At 72.7% G+C, this 20,630-nt stretch carries 20 protein-coding genes and 1 tRNA gene; 6 read left to right on the top strand and 15 right to left on the bottom strand.

The window, feature by feature from the left end; genetic code table 11:
- From ABD106_RS06130 to ABD106_RS06140, 3 genes are all read right to left on the bottom strand, one after another.
- A partial coding sequence (locus ABD106_RS06130) for a phosphoglyceromutase (RefSeq protein ID WP_343918431.1) occupies positions 1 to 700 on the bottom strand: 700 nt, incomplete at its 3' end.
- Between the two features lie 100 nt (positions 701 to 800).
- Entirely contained in the window at positions 801 to 2,507 is a 1,707-nt protein-coding gene (locus ABD106_RS06135; RefSeq protein WP_343918433.1) for an ABC1 kinase family protein, read from the bottom strand.
- A gap of 38 nt (positions 2,508 to 2,545) precedes the next feature.
- Positions 2,546 to 3,109: a PadR family transcriptional regulator gene (locus ABD106_RS06140; protein WP_343918435.1), complete on the bottom strand. Its 564-nt coding sequence runs from the start codon at positions 3,107 to 3,109 to the stop codon at positions 2,546 to 2,548.
- A 165-nt stretch (positions 3,110 to 3,274) separates the two neighbouring features.
- Between ABD106_RS06140 and ABD106_RS06145 the strand changes: the two genes are divergently transcribed.
- Positions 3,275 to 4,087 carry a class I SAM-dependent methyltransferase gene (locus ABD106_RS06145; RefSeq protein WP_343918437.1) on the top strand — a complete coding sequence of 271 codons (813 nt, stop codon included), beginning with the start codon at positions 3,275 to 3,277 and terminating at the stop codon, positions 4,085 to 4,087.
- 161 nt (positions 4,088 to 4,248) lie between these two features.
- On the opposite strand, the gene ygfZ is transcribed toward ABD106_RS06145, so the two are convergent.
- The 4 genes from ygfZ to ABD106_RS06165 are packed head-to-tail and all read right to left on the bottom strand — an operon-like array spanning position 4,249 to position 6,342.
- Complete coding sequence (gene ygfZ / locus ABD106_RS06150; protein ID WP_343918439.1) at positions 4,249 to 5,292, bottom strand: CAF17-like 4Fe-4S cluster assembly/insertion protein YgfZ; 1,044 nt, start codon at positions 5,290 to 5,292, stop codon at positions 4,249 to 4,251.
- Complete coding sequence (locus ABD106_RS06155) at positions 5,289 to 5,906, bottom strand: heme-binding beta-barrel domain-containing protein (protein ID WP_343918441.1); 618 nt, start codon at positions 5,904 to 5,906, stop codon at positions 5,289 to 5,291. The genes ygfZ and ABD106_RS06155 overlap by 4 nt, the downstream gene beginning before the upstream one ends.
- A gap of 3 nt (positions 5,907 to 5,909) precedes the next feature.
- The gene (locus ABD106_RS06160) at positions 5,910 to 6,032 is read right to left on the bottom strand and encodes a hypothetical protein (protein WP_343918443.1); all 123 of its coding nucleotides are present in this window, start codon (positions 6,030 to 6,032) and stop codon (positions 5,910 to 5,912) included.
- Positions 6,033 to 6,081: 49 nt separating this feature from the next.
- Positions 6,082 to 6,342, bottom strand: a complete 261-nt coding sequence (locus ABD106_RS06165) for a hypothetical protein (protein WP_343918445.1) — start codon at positions 6,340 to 6,342, stop codon at positions 6,082 to 6,084.
- A gap of 79 nt (positions 6,343 to 6,421) precedes the next feature.
- Between ABD106_RS06165 and ABD106_RS06170 the strand changes: the two genes are divergently transcribed.
- The 4 genes from ABD106_RS06170 to ABD106_RS06185 are packed head-to-tail and all read left to right on the top strand — an operon-like array spanning position 6,422 to position 11,138.
- The gene (locus ABD106_RS06170; protein ID WP_343918447.1) at positions 6,422 to 7,063 is read left to right on the top strand and encodes a response regulator transcription factor; all 642 of its coding nucleotides are present in this window, start codon (positions 6,422 to 6,424) and stop codon (positions 7,061 to 7,063) included.
- Complete coding sequence (gene mshD / locus ABD106_RS06175) at positions 7,060 to 7,905, top strand: mycothiol synthase (protein WP_343918449.1); 846 nt, start codon at positions 7,060 to 7,062, stop codon at positions 7,903 to 7,905. The genes ABD106_RS06170 and mshD overlap by 4 nt, the downstream gene beginning before the upstream one ends.
- Before the next feature lie 12 nt (positions 7,906 to 7,917).
- Positions 7,918 to 10,200: an RNA degradosome polyphosphate kinase gene (locus tag ABD106_RS06180; protein ID WP_343918451.1), complete on the top strand. Its 2,283-nt coding sequence runs from the start codon at positions 7,918 to 7,920 to the stop codon at positions 10,198 to 10,200.
- Positions 10,197 to 11,138: an NUDIX hydrolase gene (locus tag ABD106_RS06185; protein ID WP_343918453.1), complete on the top strand. Its 942-nt coding sequence runs from the start codon at positions 10,197 to 10,199 to the stop codon at positions 11,136 to 11,138. Before ABD106_RS06180 ends, ABD106_RS06185 begins: the two co-directional genes overlap by 4 nt.
- A 112-nt stretch (positions 11,139 to 11,250) precedes the next feature.
- Here ABD106_RS06185 and pstB read toward each other — a convergent pair whose 3' ends face one another.
- From pstB to ABD106_RS06225, 8 genes are all read right to left on the bottom strand, one after another.
- Entirely contained in the window at positions 11,251 to 12,030 is a 780-nt protein-coding gene (gene pstB / locus ABD106_RS06190) for a phosphate ABC transporter ATP-binding protein PstB (protein ID WP_343918455.1), read from the bottom strand.
- A 6-nt stretch (positions 12,031 to 12,036) separates the two neighbouring features.
- Positions 12,037 to 13,125, bottom strand: coding sequence for a phosphate ABC transporter permease PstA (gene pstA / locus ABD106_RS06195; protein ID WP_343918457.1), 1,089 nt, complete (start codon positions 13,123 to 13,125; stop codon positions 12,037 to 12,039).
- Positions 13,126 to 13,127: 2 nt separating this feature from the next.
- A complete protein-coding gene (pstC, locus tag ABD106_RS06200) occupies positions 13,128 to 14,060 on the bottom strand; it encodes a phosphate ABC transporter permease subunit PstC (RefSeq protein ID WP_343918459.1) in 933 nt (310 codons plus the stop codon).
- Positions 14,061 to 14,164: 104 nt separating this feature from the next.
- Positions 14,165 to 15,262, bottom strand: a complete 1,098-nt coding sequence (locus ABD106_RS06205) for a phosphate ABC transporter substrate-binding protein PstS (RefSeq protein WP_343918461.1) — start codon at positions 15,260 to 15,262, stop codon at positions 14,165 to 14,167.
- 500 nt (positions 15,263 to 15,762) lie between these two features.
- On the bottom strand, positions 15,763 to 16,377 hold the full coding sequence (locus ABD106_RS06210) for a hypothetical protein (RefSeq protein ID WP_343918463.1): 615 nt from the start codon (positions 16,375 to 16,377) through the stop codon (positions 15,763 to 15,765).
- Positions 16,378 to 16,463: 86 nt separating this feature from the next.
- On the bottom strand, positions 16,464 to 17,093 hold the full coding sequence (locus ABD106_RS06215; protein ID WP_343918465.1) for a DNA-directed RNA polymerase subunit beta: 630 nt from the start codon (positions 17,091 to 17,093) through the stop codon (positions 16,464 to 16,466).
- A 43-nt stretch (positions 17,094 to 17,136) separates the two neighbouring features.
- Complete coding sequence (locus tag ABD106_RS06220) at positions 17,137 to 17,727, bottom strand: hypothetical protein (RefSeq protein ID WP_343918467.1); 591 nt, start codon at positions 17,725 to 17,727, stop codon at positions 17,137 to 17,139.
- A 101-nt stretch (positions 17,728 to 17,828) separates the two neighbouring features.
- Positions 17,829 to 20,360 carry an HAD-IC family P-type ATPase gene (locus tag ABD106_RS06225; RefSeq protein WP_343918469.1) on the bottom strand — a complete coding sequence of 844 codons (2,532 nt, stop codon included), beginning with the start codon at positions 20,358 to 20,360 and terminating at the stop codon, positions 17,829 to 17,831.
- Between the two features lie 189 nt (positions 20,361 to 20,549).
- On the opposite strand from ABD106_RS06225, the gene ABD106_RS06230 reads away from it, so the two are divergent.
- Positions 20,550 to 20,622: transfer RNA gene (locus ABD106_RS06230), tRNA-Lys, on the top strand.
- Positions 20,623 to 20,630 lie beyond the last annotated feature (8 nt).

The raw sequence follows: 20,630 nt of genomic DNA on the forward strand, positions 1-20,630 counted from the left end.
CCTCGGGGTCGAGGTACTCGCCCGGAGCGACGGGCATGTTGTCGTCGCCGAGGCGGTAGACGAGCGGGATGCCCGTGGGGATGTTGAGCGCGGCGATGTCGTCGTCGGAGATGCCGTCGAGGTGCTTCACGAGCGCGCGCAGCGAGTTGCCGTGCGCGGTGATGAGCACGGTCTTGCCGGCCTCGAGGTCCTTCGTGATCGTCGACTCCCAGTAGGGCAGGAAACGCTCGATGACGTCCTTGAGGCACTCGGTCGCGGGCACCTCGCCGTCGATGTCGGCGTAGCGGGGGTCGTCGGCCTGCGAGTACTGGTTGTCGTCGGCGATGGGCGGCGGAGGCGTGTCGAACGAGCGGCGCCAGAGCATGAACTGCTCCTCGCCGTACTGCTCGAGCGTCTCCGCCTTGTCCTTGCCCTGCAGGTCGCCGTAGTGGCGCTCGTTGAGCCGCCACGAGCGGGTCACGGGGATCCAGTCGCGCCCGGCCGCGTCGAGCGCGATGTTGGCGGTCTTGATCGCGCGGGTGAGGAGCGACGTGTAGAGCACGTCGGGCAGCACGTCGTGCTCGCGCAGCAGCTCACCGCCGCGCTTCGCCTCCTGCTCGCCCTTCGGCGTCAGCGGCACGTCGACCCAACCGGTGAACTGGTTGCTCTCGTTCCACGTCGATTGGCCGTGGCGGAGCAGGATGAGGGTGCGCTCGGTCATGCCGCCAGCCTAGTTGGGTCGGATGCGTCCTCCGCGGACCGCTTCCACCTTCCGGGACCCGGTGCACCGGGTCCCGTCCGGTGGAAGAGGTCCGGCAGCGTCAGTCGGGGCCGCGGCGGCCGAGCACGGGGGCGAGCACGACGTGCAGGAGCGGCAGCGACGAGGCGCCCATGAGCACGGCGCCGAGCACCTCGTCGTCCGGGCGCAGCAGCGCCCCGGCGAGCAGCAGGCCGGCGAACACGATCGCCGAGGCGAGCCGGCTCGCCGCTCGCTCGAGCCGGGCGACTCGGCGCTCGAGCCGCGGCGTGGAGATCGCGACGCGACCCTCCTCGACCCGCGTCATCACCGCATCCAGCCGCCGCGGCAGCCGTGCGAGCACGCCCGCGGTCGCGACGGCCTCCTGCGCGACGCCCTGCACGACGTTGCCGCGCTCCTCGCGCAGCAGCGTGGCCGCGTAGGGCTCGACGGAGTCCCACAGGTTGAAGGTGGGGTCGAGCGTGCTGCAGACGCCGGAGGTGAGCGACGCGGCGCGGATGATGAGCAGGAAGTCCTCGGGCAGCTGGAACGGCAGCGACCGCATCAGGTCCTGGAATTCGAGCGCGAAGTCGCGGAACTCGCGCGGGTCGACGTCGCGCAGCTCGGCGAAGCCCAGGCCGCCGAAGCGCGCGAACGCGTGCGTCATGGCGCGCTCGAGCTCGCCCATGTCGGCGGAGGGCAGCAGCGCGCCGACGTCGCGGATCGCGTCGACGAGGCCCTTGCCGTCGCGCCCGGCCGCCGCGATGAACGCACGGCGGAGGCCCCGGCGGGTGCCGCTCGGCACCTCGCCCATCATCCCGAAGTCGATGAACGTGAGCCGCCAGGCCGGGCCCGACGCATCCGCCCGGGCGTCGGCGGCGGGCAGGGGCGTGACGAAGAGGTTGCCGGGGTGCGGGTCGGCGTGGAAGAAGCCGTGCGAGAAGAACTGGTCGAACATGACGGCGGCGAATGCGCGCGCCACCTCGGCCGGGTCGATGCCCGCGGCTCGGAGGCTGTCGAGGTCGTTGATCTTGATCGCCGAGACGTCGGAGAGCGTGAGCACGCGGCGGGTGGTGCGCTCCCAGATGATCTCAGGCACCTGCACGCGCGGATCGCCGGCGAAGTCGGCGGCGAAGCGCTCGGCGTTCGCGGCCTCGTGCAGGTAGTCGATCTCGTGCAGGCTCGTGACGGCGAACTCCTCGACGAGCGCGGGCACGTCGACCCGGTCGGCGACGAGCCGCACGCGGCGCAGCCAGCCGCCGACCCGACGGAGCGCCGCGAGGTCGACGGTGACGATCGCGTCGATGCCGGGCCGCTGCACCTTGATGACCGCTCGCTCGATGCCGGTGTCGGCGGTGTCGAGCGGCGAGAGCGTCGCGCGGTGCGCCTGGCCCAGCGAGGCGGCGGCGACCGGCACCTCGTCGACCGCGGCGTAGGCGCGGTCGAGCGGCATGCCGAGCTCGCGCTCGTCGAGCTCGCGGATGCGCGCGAACGGCACCGCGGGCGCCTCGTCCTGCAGCCCCTCGAGCTCGCGCGTGATCTCGGGTGGCAGCACGTCGAGCCGCGACGACATGAACTGCCCGACCTTGATCATGAGCCCGCCGAGGTCGACGGCGAGCACGTGGAACCTGCGCGCGAGGCGCGTGAGCCGCGCGGGGCGACCGCGGGCGGCGAGCCGAGCGAGCCCGAAGCGCGGCAGCACGAGCTCGAACCACCACAGCACGACGAGGTGCCTCGCCGCGAAGCGCAGGATGCGGCGGTAGCGCGCACGGGTGCTGCCGACGTCGGGCATCGTGTCTCCTAGCGCCCGACGTGCGGCTGGCACCCGGGTCAGTCCTGAGCGAGGATCGAGTAGAGCCTACGGCGCGCGTCGTCGAGCACGGCGACCGCGTGCTGCACCTGCTCGGGGCTGCCGGTGCGCCCGACCTGGGCGGCGGCCTGCGCGAGCTCCATGCCCGCCTTCGGGAGCGCCGAGAAGCCGCCCTCCCGCTCGCTCGACGCGAGCCACGGCGCCTGCCGCTCTGCGGCCGCCTCGGCCTCGAGCCTGCCGCCCTCGGTGAGCGCGTAGGTCTTGCGACCGTTCGCCTCCTCGGCGGTGATGAGCCCTTCGTCGGCGAGCAGCTGCAGGGTCGGGTAGACCGAGCCGGGGCTCGGCTTCCAGGCGCCGCCGGAGCGCTCGTCGATCTCCTGGATGATCTGGTAGCCGTGCATCGGCCGCTCGGCGAGCAGCGCGAGCACCGCCGCGCGCACGTCGCCGCGGCCCATCCGAGTGCTGCCGCGCCGCTCGAACGCCGAGCGCAGCTGGTCCATCGCCTCCCACACGCCCGCGCCGGGCCGGGCGTCGAAGCCCCGAGGGCCGCCGGCGAATCCTCCGCCTGCGAACGATCCATGCATGGTGTCCTCCTCGCATCGTGGCGTCGTCGTGATGCTCGACGATGGTCAACGATATATCGCTACGCGTCGCCGCGGAAGGGGCGTGTACGGCAGGGGCCACATCGGGGTGCAGAATTGTTCCTCGTGCAAAAACCCGACGGCCGCGTCACCCGCGGGACCACAGGCGTGAACCGGCTCCGCCGCGTCGACCGCTGGATCGCCGCCCAGGCCGCGGCGCGCGTGCCCGGCGCCCTCGTCGTCGACCTCGGCTACGGCGCGAGCGCGACCACGAGCCTCGAGCTGCAGGGGCGGCTCGCGCGCGCGAACGCCGGCGTCGAGGTGCTCGGGCTCGAGATCGACCCCGCGCGCGTCGCGGGCGCGACCGCGCAGCTCGCGCTCGCCCGGGCAGCGGGACCGGCGCGCTACGGCCGCGCGATCGCCGCGGATGCCCGGGTGTCGTTCGCGCGCGGCGGCTTCGAGGTGCCAGCACCCCGGCGCCCGCACGTCATCCGCGCGATGAACGTGCTGCGGCAGTACGACGAGCACGAGGTCGCGGGCCACTGGGCGACCATGCTGGGTCGGCTCGCGCCGGGAGGCCTGCTCGTCGAGGGCACCTCGAACGAGGTGGGGCGCGTGTGCGCGTGGGTCGCGCTCGACGCATCCGCCGACCGGCGACCGCAGCCCCGATCGCTCACGATCGCGCTCAAGGTCGACGAGCTCGGCACCGACGCGATGCCGGCGCCGTCGGTCGTCGCCGAGCGGCTGCCGAAGGCGCTCATCCACCGCAACGTGCCGGGCGAGCGCGTGCACTCGCTGCTCGGCGACCTCGACCGCGCGTGGGCGAGCGACGCGCCGCTCGCCGACTTCGGCGCCGTGCAGCGCTGGCAGTCGACGGTGCGACGGATGCGCCGCGCGGGCTGGCCGGTCGCGGGCGGCCCCGCGCGCTCCCGCCTCGGCGAGCTCACGGTCGCCTGGAGCGCGGTCGCCCCTCGCGCCTGAGGCGGGTGCGGCGGGTGGTCACGACACGCCGTCGCCGGGCGCGCGCCCACGGCGTGTCGTGACCACCCCACGGCGCTCGCGCGGCGTGTCGTGACCACCCCGCGGCGCGACCACCCCGCGTCGTGAACAGCCCGGGGAGCGAGCCGGGCGGATGCTCGGGGCTAGCGGGTGGGACGCGTGACGGCGCCGAGGCGCGGGAGTCGCGGCGGGCGGTGCGCGTGGCCGGCGGTCTGCGGCACGAGCACCTGCTGGCCGGCCGCGACGAGCACGCCCTCCGCGGTGCGCACGGTGAGGTCCTCGTCGGTCGGCGTGCTGCGCTTCACGACCGCGAGCGCGATCGGGCCGAGCTCGTCGTGCATCGCCGAGGACGTGACCGTGCCGACGTCCGTGTCGCCGCGGAGCACCGGGTCGCCGGGCACGACCGGCGCGTTCTGGCTGCCGTCGAGGTGCAGCAGCACCACGCGGCGAGGCGGTGCCCCGAGGTTGTGCACCTTCGCGACCGTCTCCTGCCCGCGGTAGCAGCCCTTCGACAGGTGCACCGCGGTCGTCAGCCAGTCGAGCTCGTGCGGGATCGAGCGCTCGTCGACCTCGGCGAGCGCGGGACGTCCCGCGGCGATGCGCAGCGCATCCGCCGCCATCGTGCCGACGAAGCGGGTCGGGTCGAGCGCATCCGCCTCGGCCGCCGTGAGGATCGACTCCGACCAGCGCCACGGCTCACCCGTCGGCTCGCCATAGCGCACGCCGCCCGGCGCGACCTCGGGCCAGCCGTCGATCCACGCGAGCGCGCCCGCGGGCTCCCCCGCGGCGCCCACGACGACCACCTCGGGCCGCTCGATGACGACCTCCTTGAAGAAGCGCATCCGCGTCAGCCACGCCTCGAGCGCGTCGCCCGCACCGGCGTCGACGACGACCCACAGCGCGTCGCCCGTCTCGACGAGGCGCAGCACGTGCTCGATGCGGCCCTCGGGCGAGAGCACGAGCGTCTCGGCCGACGCCCCCGCGGGCAGCTGCGCGATCGCCTGCGAGCTGATGGAGTCGAGCCACGGCAGCCGGTCGGGGCCGGTGAGCCGCAGCACATCGCGAGGCAGCAGCACGAGCGCGTCGCGGCGGAGCCTGCGCTGCTCGGCCATCGGGTTGCCGACGTGCAGCGGCAGCCCGTCGTCGCCGAGCACGGCGCCGGGGATGCGGCTCGCGAGCGCGCTCACTGCTCGTTCGCCTCGCTCGGCACGATGCGCGCGAGCCGGGCCGAGGCGTGGCTCTCGAGGCCCTGCCCGAGCGCCGCGAGATCCCACGCCCACAGCAGGTGCTGGTCGACGAGCCCGAGCATGCGGGTGGATGCGGTGTGCTCCTTCGCGCTCGCGCCGCGCAGCACCGCGTCGGTCGCGAGATCGATGCGCGGGCCCGCGATCGTGCCGAGGTAGAGCTCGGCGACGCCGGTCGGGTGCGCGATGAGCGCCTGCAGCTCGAAGGAGCCGTCGGGGCGCCGGAGCGACTCGACCGACTCGGCGTCGGGATAGGCGGGCTCGCCCTCCGGCGGCAGCATGCCGGGACCGGCGTCGGACGGCGCGACGGGGCGCGCGAGGCGCCAGAAGCCCGTCTCGGCGGCGAGCGGCGTCAGCTCGTCGTCGAGCCGCCATGCGTAGGCCTCGTAGGTGAGGTAGGGGTGCCCGTGGTGCGCGAAGGAGACGCGCTGGGCGAACTCATGCTCGATCGTGCGGTCGCCCACCGGGAACGACAGCACGCCGGTGCCCTCCCACGTGCCGATGAGCCACTGGAGCGGGCCCAGCTCGGCCGGGAGCGTGGGGTCGAGCTCGAGCATCGGCTAGCGCTGGCCCCTGAAGAGGTTGCGGATCACGACGAACGAGACGCCGAAGATCGCCAGCATCGCGAGGCCGAGCAGGCCGAGGTAGAAGATCTCGAGGGCGACGATGGGGATTCCAGCCATGGCTCGATCGTAGCCGACTTCCGGCACCGCGGGGCTGGGCGCGGCGCGCTCACAGCAGCGCCAGCGGCACCAGGATCGCGGTCGCCACGGCGAGGATGACGACCGAGCCGAGCACGGCGGCCGCGAGCCGACCGACGATGCCGGGCATCGTCGGCCCGGCCAGCTGGATCGCGAACGCGGTGAGCGTGCACCCGCCCAGCACGATCGGCAGCCAGACGAGCCCGTCGGACGGCTGCAGCACGCCGACGACGATCGCACCCACGAGGGCGAGCGCCCAGACGGGCCACACGCTCCCCCATTGCCACGACACGGCCCCATTGTGACCTATCTCCCCCGTGGCACAACCGCCCTCCCGCCGCGCCATAGGATCGGAGCAGGCAGGAGGCTGGATGGCGCACGTCGTGATCTTCACCCGCCGCGACCGGGGCGTGCTGCCGAACCTGGAGCTCCTCGAGCATCGGGTGACGATGCTCCCCGGCACGGCGGAAGCGGTCGCGCACGCCCCCGACGCCGACCTGCTCATCGTCGACGGAGCTGCCGAGCTCGCCGCCGCGAAGCAGCTGTGCAGGCTGCTCGAGCGCGACGCCGCGCCGCTGCTGCTCGTGCTCGGCGACGGCGGCTTCGCGGCCGTCACCGCGGAGTGGGGCGTGACCGACATCGTGCTCGACTCGGCTGGCCCCGCCGAGCTCGAGGCGCGCATCCGCCTCGCCATCTCGAGGGTGCAGGCGAGCGCCCCGATCGTCGCGAGCGGCCTCTCGATCGACGAGGCGAGCTACCAGGCCAAGGTCGACGGCCGACCGATCGACCTCACGTACAAGGAGTTCGAGCTGCTGCGCTTCCTCGCCTCGAACCCGGCGCGCGTGTTCACGCGCGAGCAGCTGCTGAGCGAGGTGTGGGGCTACGACTACTTCGGCGGCACCCGCACCGTCGACGTGCACGTGCGGCGCCTGCGCGCGAAGCTCGGCGACCTCGAGAGCGTCATCGGCACGGTGCGCGGCGTCGGCTACCGGTTCGAGCTGGTGGACGCGTGAGCGGCGACACGGCGATCCAGCAGGCGCGCGCCCTCGCCGCGGCGTGCGCCGCGCACGACGGCGTGCCGCCGTTCAACGACCAGGCGCTCGTCGAGCTCGAGCGCGGCGAGCGCCGCACCATCGGCGACGCGCATGCGCTCGCGGTCGTGAGCGACCGGGATCGCGAGGTCGAGCTCGCGGTCGCGCCCGACGCCCGCGGGCAGGGCCGCGGCCTCGCGCTCGCGCGTCGCGTCGCCGACGAGCTCGGCACCTTCGACGCCTGGTCCCACGGCGACCTGCCGGCCGCCCGAGCGATCGCCGAGGCACTCGGCATGACGAGCGTGCGCACGCTGCTGCAGCTGCGCGCCCCCGTCCCGGCGGCGCCGGCCGAGGTGCCCGACCGCCTGCCCGACGGCGTCCGGCCGTTCGAGCCCGCCGACGCATCCGCCCTGCTCGCCCTCAACGCGGTCGCCTTCGCCGACCACCCCGAGCAGGGCCGCATGACGGCCGACGACCTCGCCGCCCGCATGGCCGAGCCGTGGCACGACGACGCGAACCTCGTCGTCATCGACGGCACGGGTGCATCGGATTCTGGCGGCCTCGACGCCTTCGGCTGGGTCAAGCCCGACGGCGACATCGCCGAGCTCTACGTGCTGGGCGTCTCGCCGGCACGGCAGGGAGCGGGGCTCGGCAAGCGGATGCTCGCTGCCGTCTTCGTGCGGATGCGCGCCCTCGGCGCGACGACCGCCCACCTCTACGTCGAGGGCGACAACGCCCCCGCGCTCGCGCTCTACGAGCGGGCCGGCTTCGAGCGGTGGGCGATCGATGTGCGGTGGAGGCACGCGCCGTCGACCGATGGTTGACATGATTGGCGCATGACAGACGGCGCAGCGACAAGCACCAGCGGGGGCGCGACCGGGAGCACCACCGGTCAGCTCGGCGAGGAGCGCAGGACCGAGCGCTCCCCGCGGACGCTCGAGGAGGAGCAGAGCTTCCACGACGCGAACGAGGCCGACTTCGACGACTACGACGCCGAGCTCGACTGGTCGGCCGAGCTGCAGGGCGGCGAGACAGTCGACGGCCTGCCCGCCGACCGGTTCCTCGACCGTGAGCTCTCGTGGCTCGCCTTCAACGAGCGCGTGCTCGAGATGGCCGAGGATCCGAACACGCCGCTGCTCGAGCGCGCCAACTTCCTCGCGATCTTCGCCTCGAACCTCGACGAGTTCTTCATGGTGCGCGTCGCCGGGCTCAAGCGCCGCATCGCGACCGGCCTCGCCGTGCCGACGAACGTCGGCATCGCGCCCGCCGAGCTGCTCCAGCAGATCGTGCAGCGCGCCCACGACCTGCAGCAGCGCCACGCCCGCATCGCGCTCGAGTCGTTCCAGCCCGAGCTCGACGTCGCCGGCATCAGCGTCGTCCGCTGGCACCAGCTGACCGATGCCGAGCAGGAGGCGATGTCGGCGCGCTTCGAGGCCGAGATCTTCCCCGTGCTCATGCCGCTCGCGGTCGATCCCGCGCATCCGTTCCCGTACATCTCGGGGCTCTCGCTCAACCTCGCCGTGCGCGTGCGCGTGCCCGGCGAGCCGGAGGACCAGTTCGCGCGCCTCAAGGTGCCCGCGGTGCTGCCGCGCTTCGTCGAGCTGCCCCGCGGCGGCCACTCGCAGCGGTTCCTGCCGCTCGAGGAGCTCATCGCGAACAACCTCGACGAGGTGTTCTCGGGCATGGAGATCGTCGAGCACCACGCCTTCCGCGTCACGCGCAACGAGGACGTGACGATCGACGAGGACGACACCGAGAACCTCATCCAGGCGCTCGAGCACGAGCTGTCGCGCCGCAAGTTCGGCCCGCCCATCCGGCTCGAGGTCTCGGAGGACATCGACGACGACACGTTCGCGCTGCTCGTCGACGAGCTCGGCATCACCGACTCCGAGGTCTACCGGCTCCCGGGCCTGCTCGACCTCAGCGGGCTCTTCCAGCTCGCCGGCATCGACCGGCCCGACCTGCGCTACACGAAGCGCGTGCCCGTCACCGCGGCGGCGTTCCTGCCGACCGACCAGGATGAGCGCACCGACTTCTTCCAGTCGATCACGCGCAAGGACGTGCTCGTCCACCACCCGTTCGAGTCGTTCGCGACGAGCGTGCAGGCGCTGCTCGAGCAGGCCGCCGACGACCCCGACGTGCTCGCGATCAAGCAGACGCTCTACCGCACGTCGGGCGACTCCCCCGTGGTCGCCGCGCTCATCCGCGCCGCCGCCGCGGGCAAGCAGGTGCTCGCGCTCGTCGAGGTGAAGGCGCGCTTCGACGAGCAGGCCAACATCCGCTGGGCGCGCCAGCTCGAGCGCGCGGGCGTGCACGTCGTCTACGGCATCGTCGGGCTCAAGACGCACTGCAAGCTCATGATGATCGTGCGCCGCGAGAACGGCCGGCTGCGCAGCTACTGCCACATCGGCACGGGCAACTACAACCCGAAGACGAGCCGCATCTACGAGGACTTCGGCCTCTTCACCGACAACGACCAGGTCGGCCGCGACATCACGCGGCTGTTCAACGAGCTCTCGGGCTACGCGAAGGAGAAGTCGTACCAGCGGCTGCTCGTCGCGCCGCGCCACTTGCGCAAGGGGCTGCTGCAGCGCATCGAGCGCGAGACGCGCGCCGCGCTCGACGGCCGCACCGCGCGCATCCGCATCAAGGTCAACTCGATCGTCGACGAGCAGATCATCGACGCGCTCTACCGCGCGAGCCGCGCGGGCGTCGACGTGGAGATCTGGGTGCGCGGGATCTGCTCGATCAAGCCGGGCGTGCCGGGGCTGAGCGAGCGCATCACGATCCGCTCGATCGTGGGCCGCTACCTCGAGCACTCGCGGGTGTTCATCTTCTGGAACGACGGCGACCCCGAGGTCTTCATCGGCTCGGCCGACATGATGCACCGCAACCTCGACCGCCGCGTCGAGGTGCTCATCCAGCTCACCTCGAGCGAGCACAAGCGCGACATCCAGCAGCACTTCGACAAGGCGATGTCGCCGCAGACGCAGTCGTGGTGGGCGGAGTCCGACGGCACGTGGACGCGCCGCTTCTACGCCGAGGACGGCTCGCCGCTCGACGACCTCCACCGCGATCGGATGCTGCAGATCCAGCGTCGGAAGCGCGCCGGCCGATGAGCCCGGAGACGCCGCTGCTCGCGGCGGGCGCGCTCGTGTGGCGCGAGGTCGAGGGCGAGGTGCTCGTGCTGCTCGTGGAGCGCACGCAGCACCGCGACCACTCGCTGCCGAAGGGCAAGCTCGATCCGGGCGAGACGCTGCTGGAGTGCGCCGCGCGCGAGATCGAGGAGGAGACGGGCCTGAGGATCACGCTCGAGGCGCCGCTCGGCACGAGCGAGTACCGCTTGCCCGACGGGCGCGACAAGGTCGTCTACTACTGGCAGGCGCTCGTCGACGAGCAGGAGGTCGCGCGCGCCCCGTTCGAGCCGAACGACGAGATCCTCGAGCTCACGTGGCTGCCGATCGAGGCCGCGAAGGCGCGCTGCACCTACGAGCACGACGTGCACATCGTCGAGCGCTTCGAGGAGCGGCTCGCGGCCGGGCACGCGCGCACCTTCCCGATCGTCGCGCTGCGCCACGCGAAGGCCGCGAACGCCTTCTCGTGGGAGGGCGCCGATGCGACGCGCCCGCTCACCGACCGGGGCGAGCGGCAGGCGCAGTCGATCGCCGCGGGGATCGCGGCGTACGGGCCGCAGCGGATCGTCACCTCCGACGCGCTGCGCTGCGTGCAGACGGTCGCGCCGCTCGCCGAGCGCACTGGCATTGCCCCCAAGGCGACCGCCGAGATCAGCCAGGAGTCGTCGGTCGACCCGCGGGCAGCGCTCGAGGCGCGCATCGGCAAGGCGGTGCGCAAGCGCCGCGGCACCGTGCTGTGCTCGCACGCGCCGATCATCCCCGAGATCGTCACGGCCGTCGTGCACGCGGCGGATGCGCGGGAGTCGGAGCGCACGCACCGCGCGTCGATGCTGCACACGGCCGAGTTCACCGTGCTGCACGTGAGCGCCGGCGCCGAGCCCGCGCTCGTCGCGATCGAGACGCACTCGCCCGCCGCGGGCTGACGCATCCGCCCGCCCACGCGGGTGCGCGGGGTGGTCACGACACGCCGTCAGCAGTAGTGCGCACACGGCGTGTCGTGACCACCCTGCGCGGCGTGCGGGTTGGGCCGGCGGATCAGCCGAAGCGGCCGGAGACGTAGTCCTCGGTCGCCTGCACGGACGGGTTCGAGAAGATCTTCGTCGTCTCGTCGAACTCGATGAGCTTGCCCGGCTTGCCGGTGCCCGCGATGTTGAAGAACGCGGTCTTGTCGCTGACGCGGCTCGCCTGCTGCATGTTGTGGGTCACGATCACGATCGTGTACTCCTGCTTGAGCTCCTCGATGAGGTCCTCGATCGCGAGCGTCGAGATCGGGTCGAGCGCCGAGCACGGCTCGTCCATGAGCAGCACATCGGGGCTGACGGCGATCGCACGAGCGATGCAGAGTCGCTGCTGCTGGCCGCCCGAGAGGCCCGAGCCCGGGAGCCCGAGGCGGTCCTTCACCTCGTTCCAGAGGTTGGCGCCGCGCAGCGAGCGCTCGACGAGGTCGTCCTGGTCGCCCTTCGACATGCGGCGGTTGTTGAGCAGCACGCCCGCGAGCACGTTCTCGCGGATCGTCATCGTCGGGAACGGGTTGGGGCGCTGGAACACCATGCCGATCTGCCGGCGCACGTTCACCGGGTCGACGCCCGGGCCGTAGAGGTTGGCGCCGTCGAGCAGCACCTCGCCGTCGACCCACGCGCCCGGGATGACCTCGTGCATCCGGTTCAGCGTGCGGAGCACGGTCGACTTGCCGCAGCCCGATGGCCCGATGAGCGCCGTGACGGCGCGCGGCTCGATCTCGACCGACACCCCTTCGACGGCCTTGAAGCTGCCGTAGTAGACGTCGAGGTCGTTGACTTCGATGCGCTTGGACATGTCGGGTTACCTTCCGGCCTTCGGCGCGAAGAAGTGCGCGATGAGGCGCGCGCCGATGTTGAGCAGCATGACGATGAGGATGAGCACGAGCGCGGCGGTCCACGCGCGGTCGAAGTAGGCCTGCTCCTGCACGCCGGGGCTGACGTACTGGTTGTAGGCGAACACGGGGAGGGTCATCATCCGGCCGTCGAACACGTTGTAGTTCATGTTCGTCGTGAAGCCGGCGATGATGAGCAGCGGCGCGGTCTCGCCGATCACGCGCGCGATCGCGAGCGTGACGCCCGTGACGATGCCGGCGAGCGCGGTCGGCAGCACGACCTTCGCGATCGTGAGCCACTTCGGCACGCCGAGGGCGAGCGACGCCTCGCGCAGGTCGTTCGGGACGAGCTTGAGCATCTCCTCCGTCGAGCGCACGACGGTGGGGATCATCAGCAGGCTGAGCGCGACCGCGCCGCCGAAGCCGCTCCGCACGCCCTCGCCGGCGAAGAGCGCGAAGAGCGCGTAGGCGAAGAGGCCTGCGACGATCGAGGGGATGCCCGTCATGACGTCGACGAAGAACGTGATCGCCTTCGAGAGGCGGCCGCGGCCGTACTCGACGAGGTAGATGGCCGTGAAGATGCCGACCGGCACCGAGATGATCGCCGCCCAGAGCGTGACGAGCACGGTGCCGACGATCGCGTGCAGCACGCCGCCGCCCTCGCCGACGATGTTGCGCATCGTGTAGGTGAAGAACTCGATGTCGAAGCGCGCGGCGCCGTTCGCGACGACGGTCACGATGAGCGAGACGAGCGGCACGAGCGCGAGCAGGAAGGCGCCCACCACGATGCCGGTGACGAGCCGGTCGGTCGCCTTGCGGCCGCCCTCGATGAGCTGGCTCACGACCGTCACGGCGACGAGGTAGAGGACGAATCCGACGGCGACGGTCGCGACGATGCTGAACTGCGTGCCGCTCGCGCCGGCGACGAGCGCCGAGACGGCCGCGCCGATGACGAGCGCGACCCCGAGCAGCGCCCAGGGCCCCCACTTCGGCAGCTGGCCGGCGGTGAGCGGGTTCGCGGCCTCGCGGCGCGCGGGGGCTTCGGTCGTGATGGTCATGACTACCTGCCTCCGTCGACGGTCGTCTTCGCGATGATCCACCGCGAGAGGCCGTTGACGACGAGCGTGATGGCGAACAGCACGAGGCCGGAGCCGATCAGCATGTTGACGGTGATGCCGTGCGCCTCGGGGAAGCGCAGCGCGATGTTCGCCGCGATGGTCGAGGGGTTCTGCGAGCCGACCACGACGAACGTGACGGCACCGGCGGAGGCGAGCACCATGGCGACCGCCATCGTCTCGCCGAGCGCTCGGCCGAGGCCGAGGATCGACGATGCGATGATGCCGGAGCGGCCGTGCGGCAGCACCGCCATCGTGATCATCTCCCAGCGCGTCGCGCCGAGCGCGAGCGCCGCCTCCTCGTTGAGCCGCGGCGTCTGCAGGAAGATCTCGCGGCACAGGGCCGTGATGATCGGCAGCACCATGACGGCCAGGACGATGGATGCGGTGAGGATCGTGCGCCCGGTGCCCGACGCGGGCGCGGTGAACAGCGGGATCCAGCCGAGGTTCTCGGCGAGCCAGCCGTAGGCGGGCTGCAGGAACGGCGCGAGCACCGTGATGCCCCACAGCCCGTAGATGACCGAGGGGATGGCCGCGAGCAGGTCGATGAGGTAGCCGAGGCCCTGCGCCAGGCGGCGGGGCGCGAAGTGCGTGATGAACAGCGCGATCGCGATCGCGAGCGGCACCGCCATGAGCATCGCGAGGAACGCCGACCAGAGCGTGCCGAAGGTGAGCGGCCAGACCCAGGCGAGGAAGCTGTCGTCGTCGGGCAGCGGGCCGATGATCGCGGGCACGGCCTGCGCGACGAGGAAGATCGCGACGCCGGCGAGCGCGACGAGGATGAGCACGCCGGCGGTCGTGGAGATCGCCTTGAAGACGACGTCGGCGGGTCGGTTCGGAGCAGCGGCTCGCGAAGCGACCGGTACAGCGGTGGTCATGGGGCTCCCAGCGGAGTCGGGACGGGACCGGGGCAAGCGTCCGGCCGAGGCGTGCGAGCGCCCCGGCCGGACGGCTGCGGCCCGAGGGCCGGCTTCAGTCTGTCCTACTGGATCGTGTCGACGACAGCGAGGATCTGCTCGCGCAGCGCATCCGAGATCGGAGCGTTGCCGGCGTTGGCCTGCGCGGCCTCCTGGCCCTCGGCCGAGGCGACGTAGGTCAGGTATTCCTTGACGAGCTCCGCCTGGGCGTCGTCGGTGTAGTCGGTGCAGGCGATCGCGTACGAGATGAGCACGAGCGGGTAGGTGCCCGCCTCGGTCGACGTGCGGTCGAGCTCGACCGCGATGTCGCCCTCGTGGCGTCCCTCGATGCGCGGCGACGCGTCGACGGCAGCGGCTGCGGCCTCGGGCGAGAACGGCACGTACTCCTCGCCGACCTTGAGCGCGACCGTGCCGAGCGAACCGGCGCGCGAGGCGTCGGCGTAGCCGATCGTGTTCGTGCCGTTGCTCACGGCGTCGACCACACCGGAGGTGCCCTGCGCACCCTCGCCGCCGTAGGCCCACGTCTCGAAGACGCCCTCGGTCCAGACGTCGCCGGCCGTCGCGGTCAGATACTCGGTGAAGTTCTCGGTGGTGCCCGAGTCGTCCGAGCGGTGGACGGCCGTGATCGGCGCATCCGGCAGCGTCACGTCAGGGTTCTGCTCGGCGATCGCCGGGTCGTTCCAGTTCGTGATCTGGTCGGAGAAGATGCCGGCGATCGTCGCGGCGTCCATGTTGAGCGAGTCGACGCCCTCGACGTTGAAGATGACCGCGATCGGCGAGATGTAGACGGGCAGGTCGACGGGGAGGGTGTCGGCGACGCAGGCGCCGAAGGTGCCCTCGAGCTCGTCGTCCTTGAGCACGGCGTCAGAGCCGGCGAACGAGACGCCGCCGGCGATGAACTGCTCGCGGCCCGCACCCGAGCCGGCCGGGTCGTACGTCACGTTCACGGCGGGGTTCGCGGTCTGGAAGCCGGCGACCCAGGCCTCCTGCGCGGCGCCCATCGACGACGCGCCGGCGCCGGCGAGGTCGCCGGAGAGCGTCGAGGCGGGTGCGTCGGAGCCGGCGGGCGCATCGCCCGCCGGCTCGTTGGCTGCGCAGGAGCTAAGCAGGATCGTGCCAGCGACTGCGACGACCGCAGCGCGGCCGAGCTTCGTGAACTTCACGGGTGTGTTCCCTTCGAAGATGCATGGTGCAGGGGGGAGAGCCCTGGGAAGGCGCGCTCTCGCACGCCGCATCTCACGGTAGGCACCGAGGGTGGCGGCCCGGCCCCGCGCAGGTGAACAGCGGGTGAACTCGACCGGCCGGGAACCCGACACCGGCCGGCCCGACCCGTGGGTGGTCACGACACGCCGCAGCCGGCAGCGCGGGTGGTCACGACACGCCGCGCGCGCGGCGGTCGGGGCGGCGTGTCGTGACCACCCGCGGGAACCGCCCGGGGACGTGAGTGCCGGGCCGCGAAACGCCTCTCGGCGGAAGGCCGCTCGCAGCGGCGAATATTGGAGCCCGGGGTTACGCGGCCCGGCTCGTCAAGGGTAGCGAACGGCACCTCGACGCGCACCCCGATGCGCTCCCCGCGAACGGCCGGAGCGCCCGGGAATGCGTGCCGGAACGCGCAGAGCGCCCGGGTGCTCCCGGGCGCTCTGGACGTGCTCTGCGGTGCGCGTCACTCCACGTCGAGGACGATCTCCTCGCCGGGGCCGAAGCGCGTGCGCACGATCACCTGGTCGGGCTCGACGCCCTCGGGCAGCTGCACAGCGGCGCGCGCCTGCGTGAACGCGTTGGAGTCGGCGAAGAAGATGTCGTCCTGCGCCGTGACCCCGATCGTGTCGCGCCAGTCGTACTCGACGCCGTCGCTGCCGACCACGAAGAAGTCGAAGCACGTATCGAAGTCGGCGGTGCCTTCGACGTGCTCGCCGTCGAAGAGGATGCCGACGAAGTACGTGCCGGGCTCCGGGGAGCCGGAGTCCATGGGCGGGTTGTCCTCCACACCGGTCACCGTGAACGACCACGTGTCGCCCGCGCCGTCGTCGACCGTGAAGTCGAAGGCGCCGTCCGACGGCTCGGACGGCTCCGAGGGCTCGCTTGACGCGCTCGGCTCGCTCGACTCCGTCGGCGCGTCGGTGGTGCCGGGCTCGGCCGGATCGCTCGACTCGGTCGGCTCGGTGGGACCGCTCGTCGGCGGCAGCACGGGCGCTGCGGGGGGCATCGGCAGGCAGCCGGTGAGGACGAGGGCGCTCGCGCCCAGGATGAGCGCGGCGGCGAGGGGGCGGCGTGCCATGTCGGTCTCCTTCTCGATGCCGACGGGGTGCGCGGTCGACTCGCTGAGCCTACGGCCGGATCGGGCGTCTTGCGCTCAGGGCACGCTCAGACGAGGCTCTCCGAGCGCCACATGCGCGCGCACACCCGCAGGTCGCCCGCGATGTCGGTGAGGGTGGCGGCGAGCCGGGTGCGCTCGCTCGCGCGCTCCGGATGCGTCGCCTCGTCCACGTGCGCCGACTCGATCGCGCCCGCGGCCGTCACCGTCGCGAACGCGGCGGCTCGCTCGAGCGCGAGCGCGAAGTCGCCCGAGAACACGCCGCGCAGGATCGTCTCCGTCAGCGAGCGCAGCTCGTCGGGCGTCGCCGGCGCCGGCACGCCCGCGACGACCGGGGCGGCCGTCGGCAGCGCATCCGCCCCCTGCTGGTAGAGCAGCGCCGCGTCGACCGCGCGCTGCGTGACGAGCGCGTGCAGCAGGTTGACGCGCCACAGCGCGCCCGGCAGCGAGTGCGGGCGCGCGTGCGACCACAGCTCGGCGACGGTGTCGATGCCGTCGTCGCGGGCGACGCGCAGCAGGCGCTCGACCACCTCGGGGTCGGCGCCCGAGCGGACGCGCGCGAGCAGCGCCTGCGCCGTCTCGCTCGCGAGCTGCAGGCGCACGGCAGGGTCGACGTCGCCCTCGATCCTGGCGAACCAGTCGTTCGAGAAGCGGGTGGGGCGCTTGAAGTGCTCAGCCATCCCCACCATCATCGCGGATGCCCCGCCGATCCGGCTGGGCGGGTCAGCGCGTGAAGTCCCAGGCGCCGCCCTGGTCGGTCGTGACGCGCACGTGGTCGACGCCGATGCCGGCGGGCACCTGGAAGATGCCGACGCCGCCGGTGAAGGACGGCTCGCGCCCGGCGGCGAACAGGTCGTTCTCGGCGTAGAACGAGCTGCCCGTGCTGAGGCCGTACTCGGTGCCGGTCGCGTCGTCGACGACGTAGACGTGGAACGCGTAGTAGAAGTCGGGCTCGCCCTCGAGGATCTCGGCGTCGATGAGCACCTCGACGAGCTGGTTGCCCGGCTCGGCGGGATCGCCGCTCGAATCGGCCTCGACGACGCGGCTGTCGGTGACCTCGAAGCTCCAGACCGAGCCGTCCTGGCCCTCGGCGGTGATCTCGTACTGCCCCTCGGCGGCGGCGGTCTCGCTCGGCTCGGCAGGCTCGCTCGACGCGCTCTCGGTGGGCGCGGGCCCGTCGGGTGCGGGCACCGCGACGGTCTCGGTCGGCGCGGCCGGCAGCGCGGGCGGCGTGAACACGCAGCCGGCGGTGAGGGTGACGATCGCCGCGCCGATGAGCGCGGCGGTGACGGGACGGCGGGATGCGGTGGTCATGGTGCTCCTCGTGACGGGTCTGTGAAGAGCCTAGGTTCCCCTGCCCGGGTGCTGCATGCATCCGCCCGTCCCGAGCCCGCGTGTCGCCCGGCCGGCGCGGGTCACGCGTCGGCGACGATCGCCGCCGGGAGCTTCGGCGCGAGCCGGTGCCACAGCTCGATGAGCGCGCTGCCCACGAGCCCGATGCCGATCGCCGTGAGCAGCAGCTGCGCGTCGGGCAGCTGGAACTGGAAGAAGTCGCGCACGAACGGCACGAGCACCGCGGTCACGAGCGCCGCGACCATGAGCGCGACGATCGCCGCGCGCGTGACGGTGAACGGCCTGCACGCGATGCCGAGCACCCACAGCCCGCAGACGGTGAGCGTGAACACGGCGGCGGTCTGCACCTGGCGCTCGTCGGCATCCGCGCCGCGCCCGATGAGCGTGATCGCGAGCACCGCGAGCGCCACCGTGACGCCGGAGGGGATCGTGAAGCGGAGGCTGCGGCCGAGGAAGCCGGGCACGTAGCGGGTGGCGGCGGGCATGAGGGCGAGGAAGAAGGCGGGGATGCCGATCGTGAGGCCGTCGGTCGCCGACAGCTGGCGCGGCAGGAACGGGTACTGCACGAGCAGCGCGCCGAAGAGCAGCGCGAGCGTGAACGCGTAGGTCGTCTTCGTCAGGAAGATGCGCGAGACGCGCTCGATGTTGGCGATCACCTGCCTGCCCTCGGCGACCACTTGCGGCAGGTGCGAGAAGCGGCCGTCGAGCAGCACGAGACGGGCGACGGCCTTCGTCGCGGGCGCCCCCTCCCCCATCGCGATGCCGAGGTCGGCGGTCTTGAGGGCGAGCGCGTCGTTGACGCCGTCGCCCGTCATCGCGACCGTGCGGCCCATCGCCTGCAGCGCCTCGACGATGCCGCGCTTCTGCCCGGGCGTGACGCGCGCGAGCACGTGGTGGTCGGCGAGCACGGCCTCGAGCGTCTCGATGTCGGTGGGCAGGTGGCGCGCGTCGTACGCGTCGCCCTCGAGCGGGATGCCGACCTGGCGCGCGACCGCGCCGACGGTGCGCGGGTGGTCGCCCGAGAGCACGCGCACCTCGACGCCCTGCGCGCGGAAGTAGTCGAGCGTGGCGGCCGCGTCGTCGCGCACGTGCTCGCCGAACGCGAGCACCGCGACGGGCGTGAGCGCGGGCAGCTCGTGCCGCTCGGCCTGCGCGTGGTCGATCGGATGCGCCGCGTGCGCGAGCACGAGCGCGCGGCGGCCGGCGGCGGCGATCTCGAGCGCCCGCTCGATGATCGGGGCGTGCTCGGGCGCCTCGCCGAGCACGGACTCGGGGGCGCCGAGCACCCACGTGCCGCGGGCGTCGCCGTCCTGGAAGGCGACGGCGCTCGAGCGGCGCGCGGAGGAGAAGCCGATGACGCAGCTCGGGGTGAGCGCGGGCGCCGCGAGCGCCGGCCGGATCGCCCGCGCGGTGGGGTTCGCGTCGGGGTCGTGCCCGAACCACGCGAGCGCGGCTGGCCACGCGGGCGAGCCGGGCGCGACCGCGACGGCCGCCAGCGCATCCGCCGCCACCGCCGGCGCGCACGCGCCGTCGACGACGGGCGTGACCTCGAGCAGCTCGACGTCGCCCTCGGTGAGCGTGCCGGTCTTGTCGAGGCAGATGACGTCGACGCGGGCGAGGCCCTCGACGGCGGCGAGCTCCTGCACGAGCACCTGGTTGCGGGCGAGCTTCACCGCGGCGACGGCGAACGCGATCGACGTCATGAGGATGAGCCCCTGCGGCACCGAGGCCGAGATCGCGGCGGTCGAGAGCACGACCGCGTCCTGCCAGGCGCCGCTCTCGATCGCGGTCGCCCAGCCGCCGCGCGCCTGCATCTGGCCGTTGAGCACGATCGCGATGAGCGGCACGAGCGCGATCGAGATCCACTTCACGACCCGGTTGAGCGCGGCGCGCAGCTCGGAGTGCACGAGCGAGAAGCGGCGCGCCTCGGCGGTGAGGCGGGCCGCGAACGAGTCGCCGCCGACGCTCGTGAGCTGCACCGAGGCGGAGCCCGCCGAGACCGCCGAGCCCGAGAGCACGCCGTCGCCGACGTGCTTGAGCTGCGGCTCCGACTCCCCCGTGAGCAGCGACTCGTCGAGGTCGACACCCTCGGTCGCGACGATGACGCCGTCGGCCGGCACCTGGTCGCCGCGTCGCAGCAGCAGGATGTCGTCCTGCACGAGCTCCTCCATTGCGACGTCGAGGCGCTCCCCGTCGCGCAGCACCGTGGAGCGCTGGACGTGCAGCAGCGCGAGGCTGTCGAGCTTGCGCTTGGCGCCGTGCTCCTGCACGACCCCGATCACCACGTTCGCGATCGCCGCGAACGAGAACAGCGCATCCTGCCAGCGGCCGAGCACGAGCAGCACGACCGTGCACACCGCGATCACGAGGTTGAAGAGCGTGAGCAGGTTGACGCGCAGGATCGACAGCAGGCTGCGGCTCGAGGCGTTCGCGAGCCGGTTCGCGCGGCCGTCGGCGACGCGGGCGGCGACCTCGGCGGCGGTGAGGCCGATCGCAGGATCGGTCGTCGAGAGGATGCGCTGCGTCTCGAGATGGCCCGCAGCGGGCGCGCCGTCGGCGTCGGGCTGCGTGCGTGCTGGCGTCTGGGAGGTCATGCGGCTTCCTGGGTGGCGGATGCGTCGAGCGCGGGAGCGCGATCGCGCCGTCTCCGTGCATCACTCTGGACCCTCGCGGCCGCTCGGGGTAGGGAGGATCGCCCGAATCATCCTGGGGGTTGACCCCCGCAGCGACGTCAGCCGCGGGCGGCCCGAGCCGCCCGGCGCCGCGACTACCCTTGGACCCGCGGGCCTGTAGCTCAGTCGGTAGAGCGTCGGACTTTTAATCCGCTGGTCGTGGGTTCGAGCCCCACCGGGCCCACTGCATCC

The organism is Agrococcus citreus, from assembly GCF_039527715.1.
GTDB classification, from domain to species: domain Bacteria; phylum Actinomycetota; class Actinomycetes; order Actinomycetales; family Microbacteriaceae; genus Agrococcus; species Agrococcus citreus.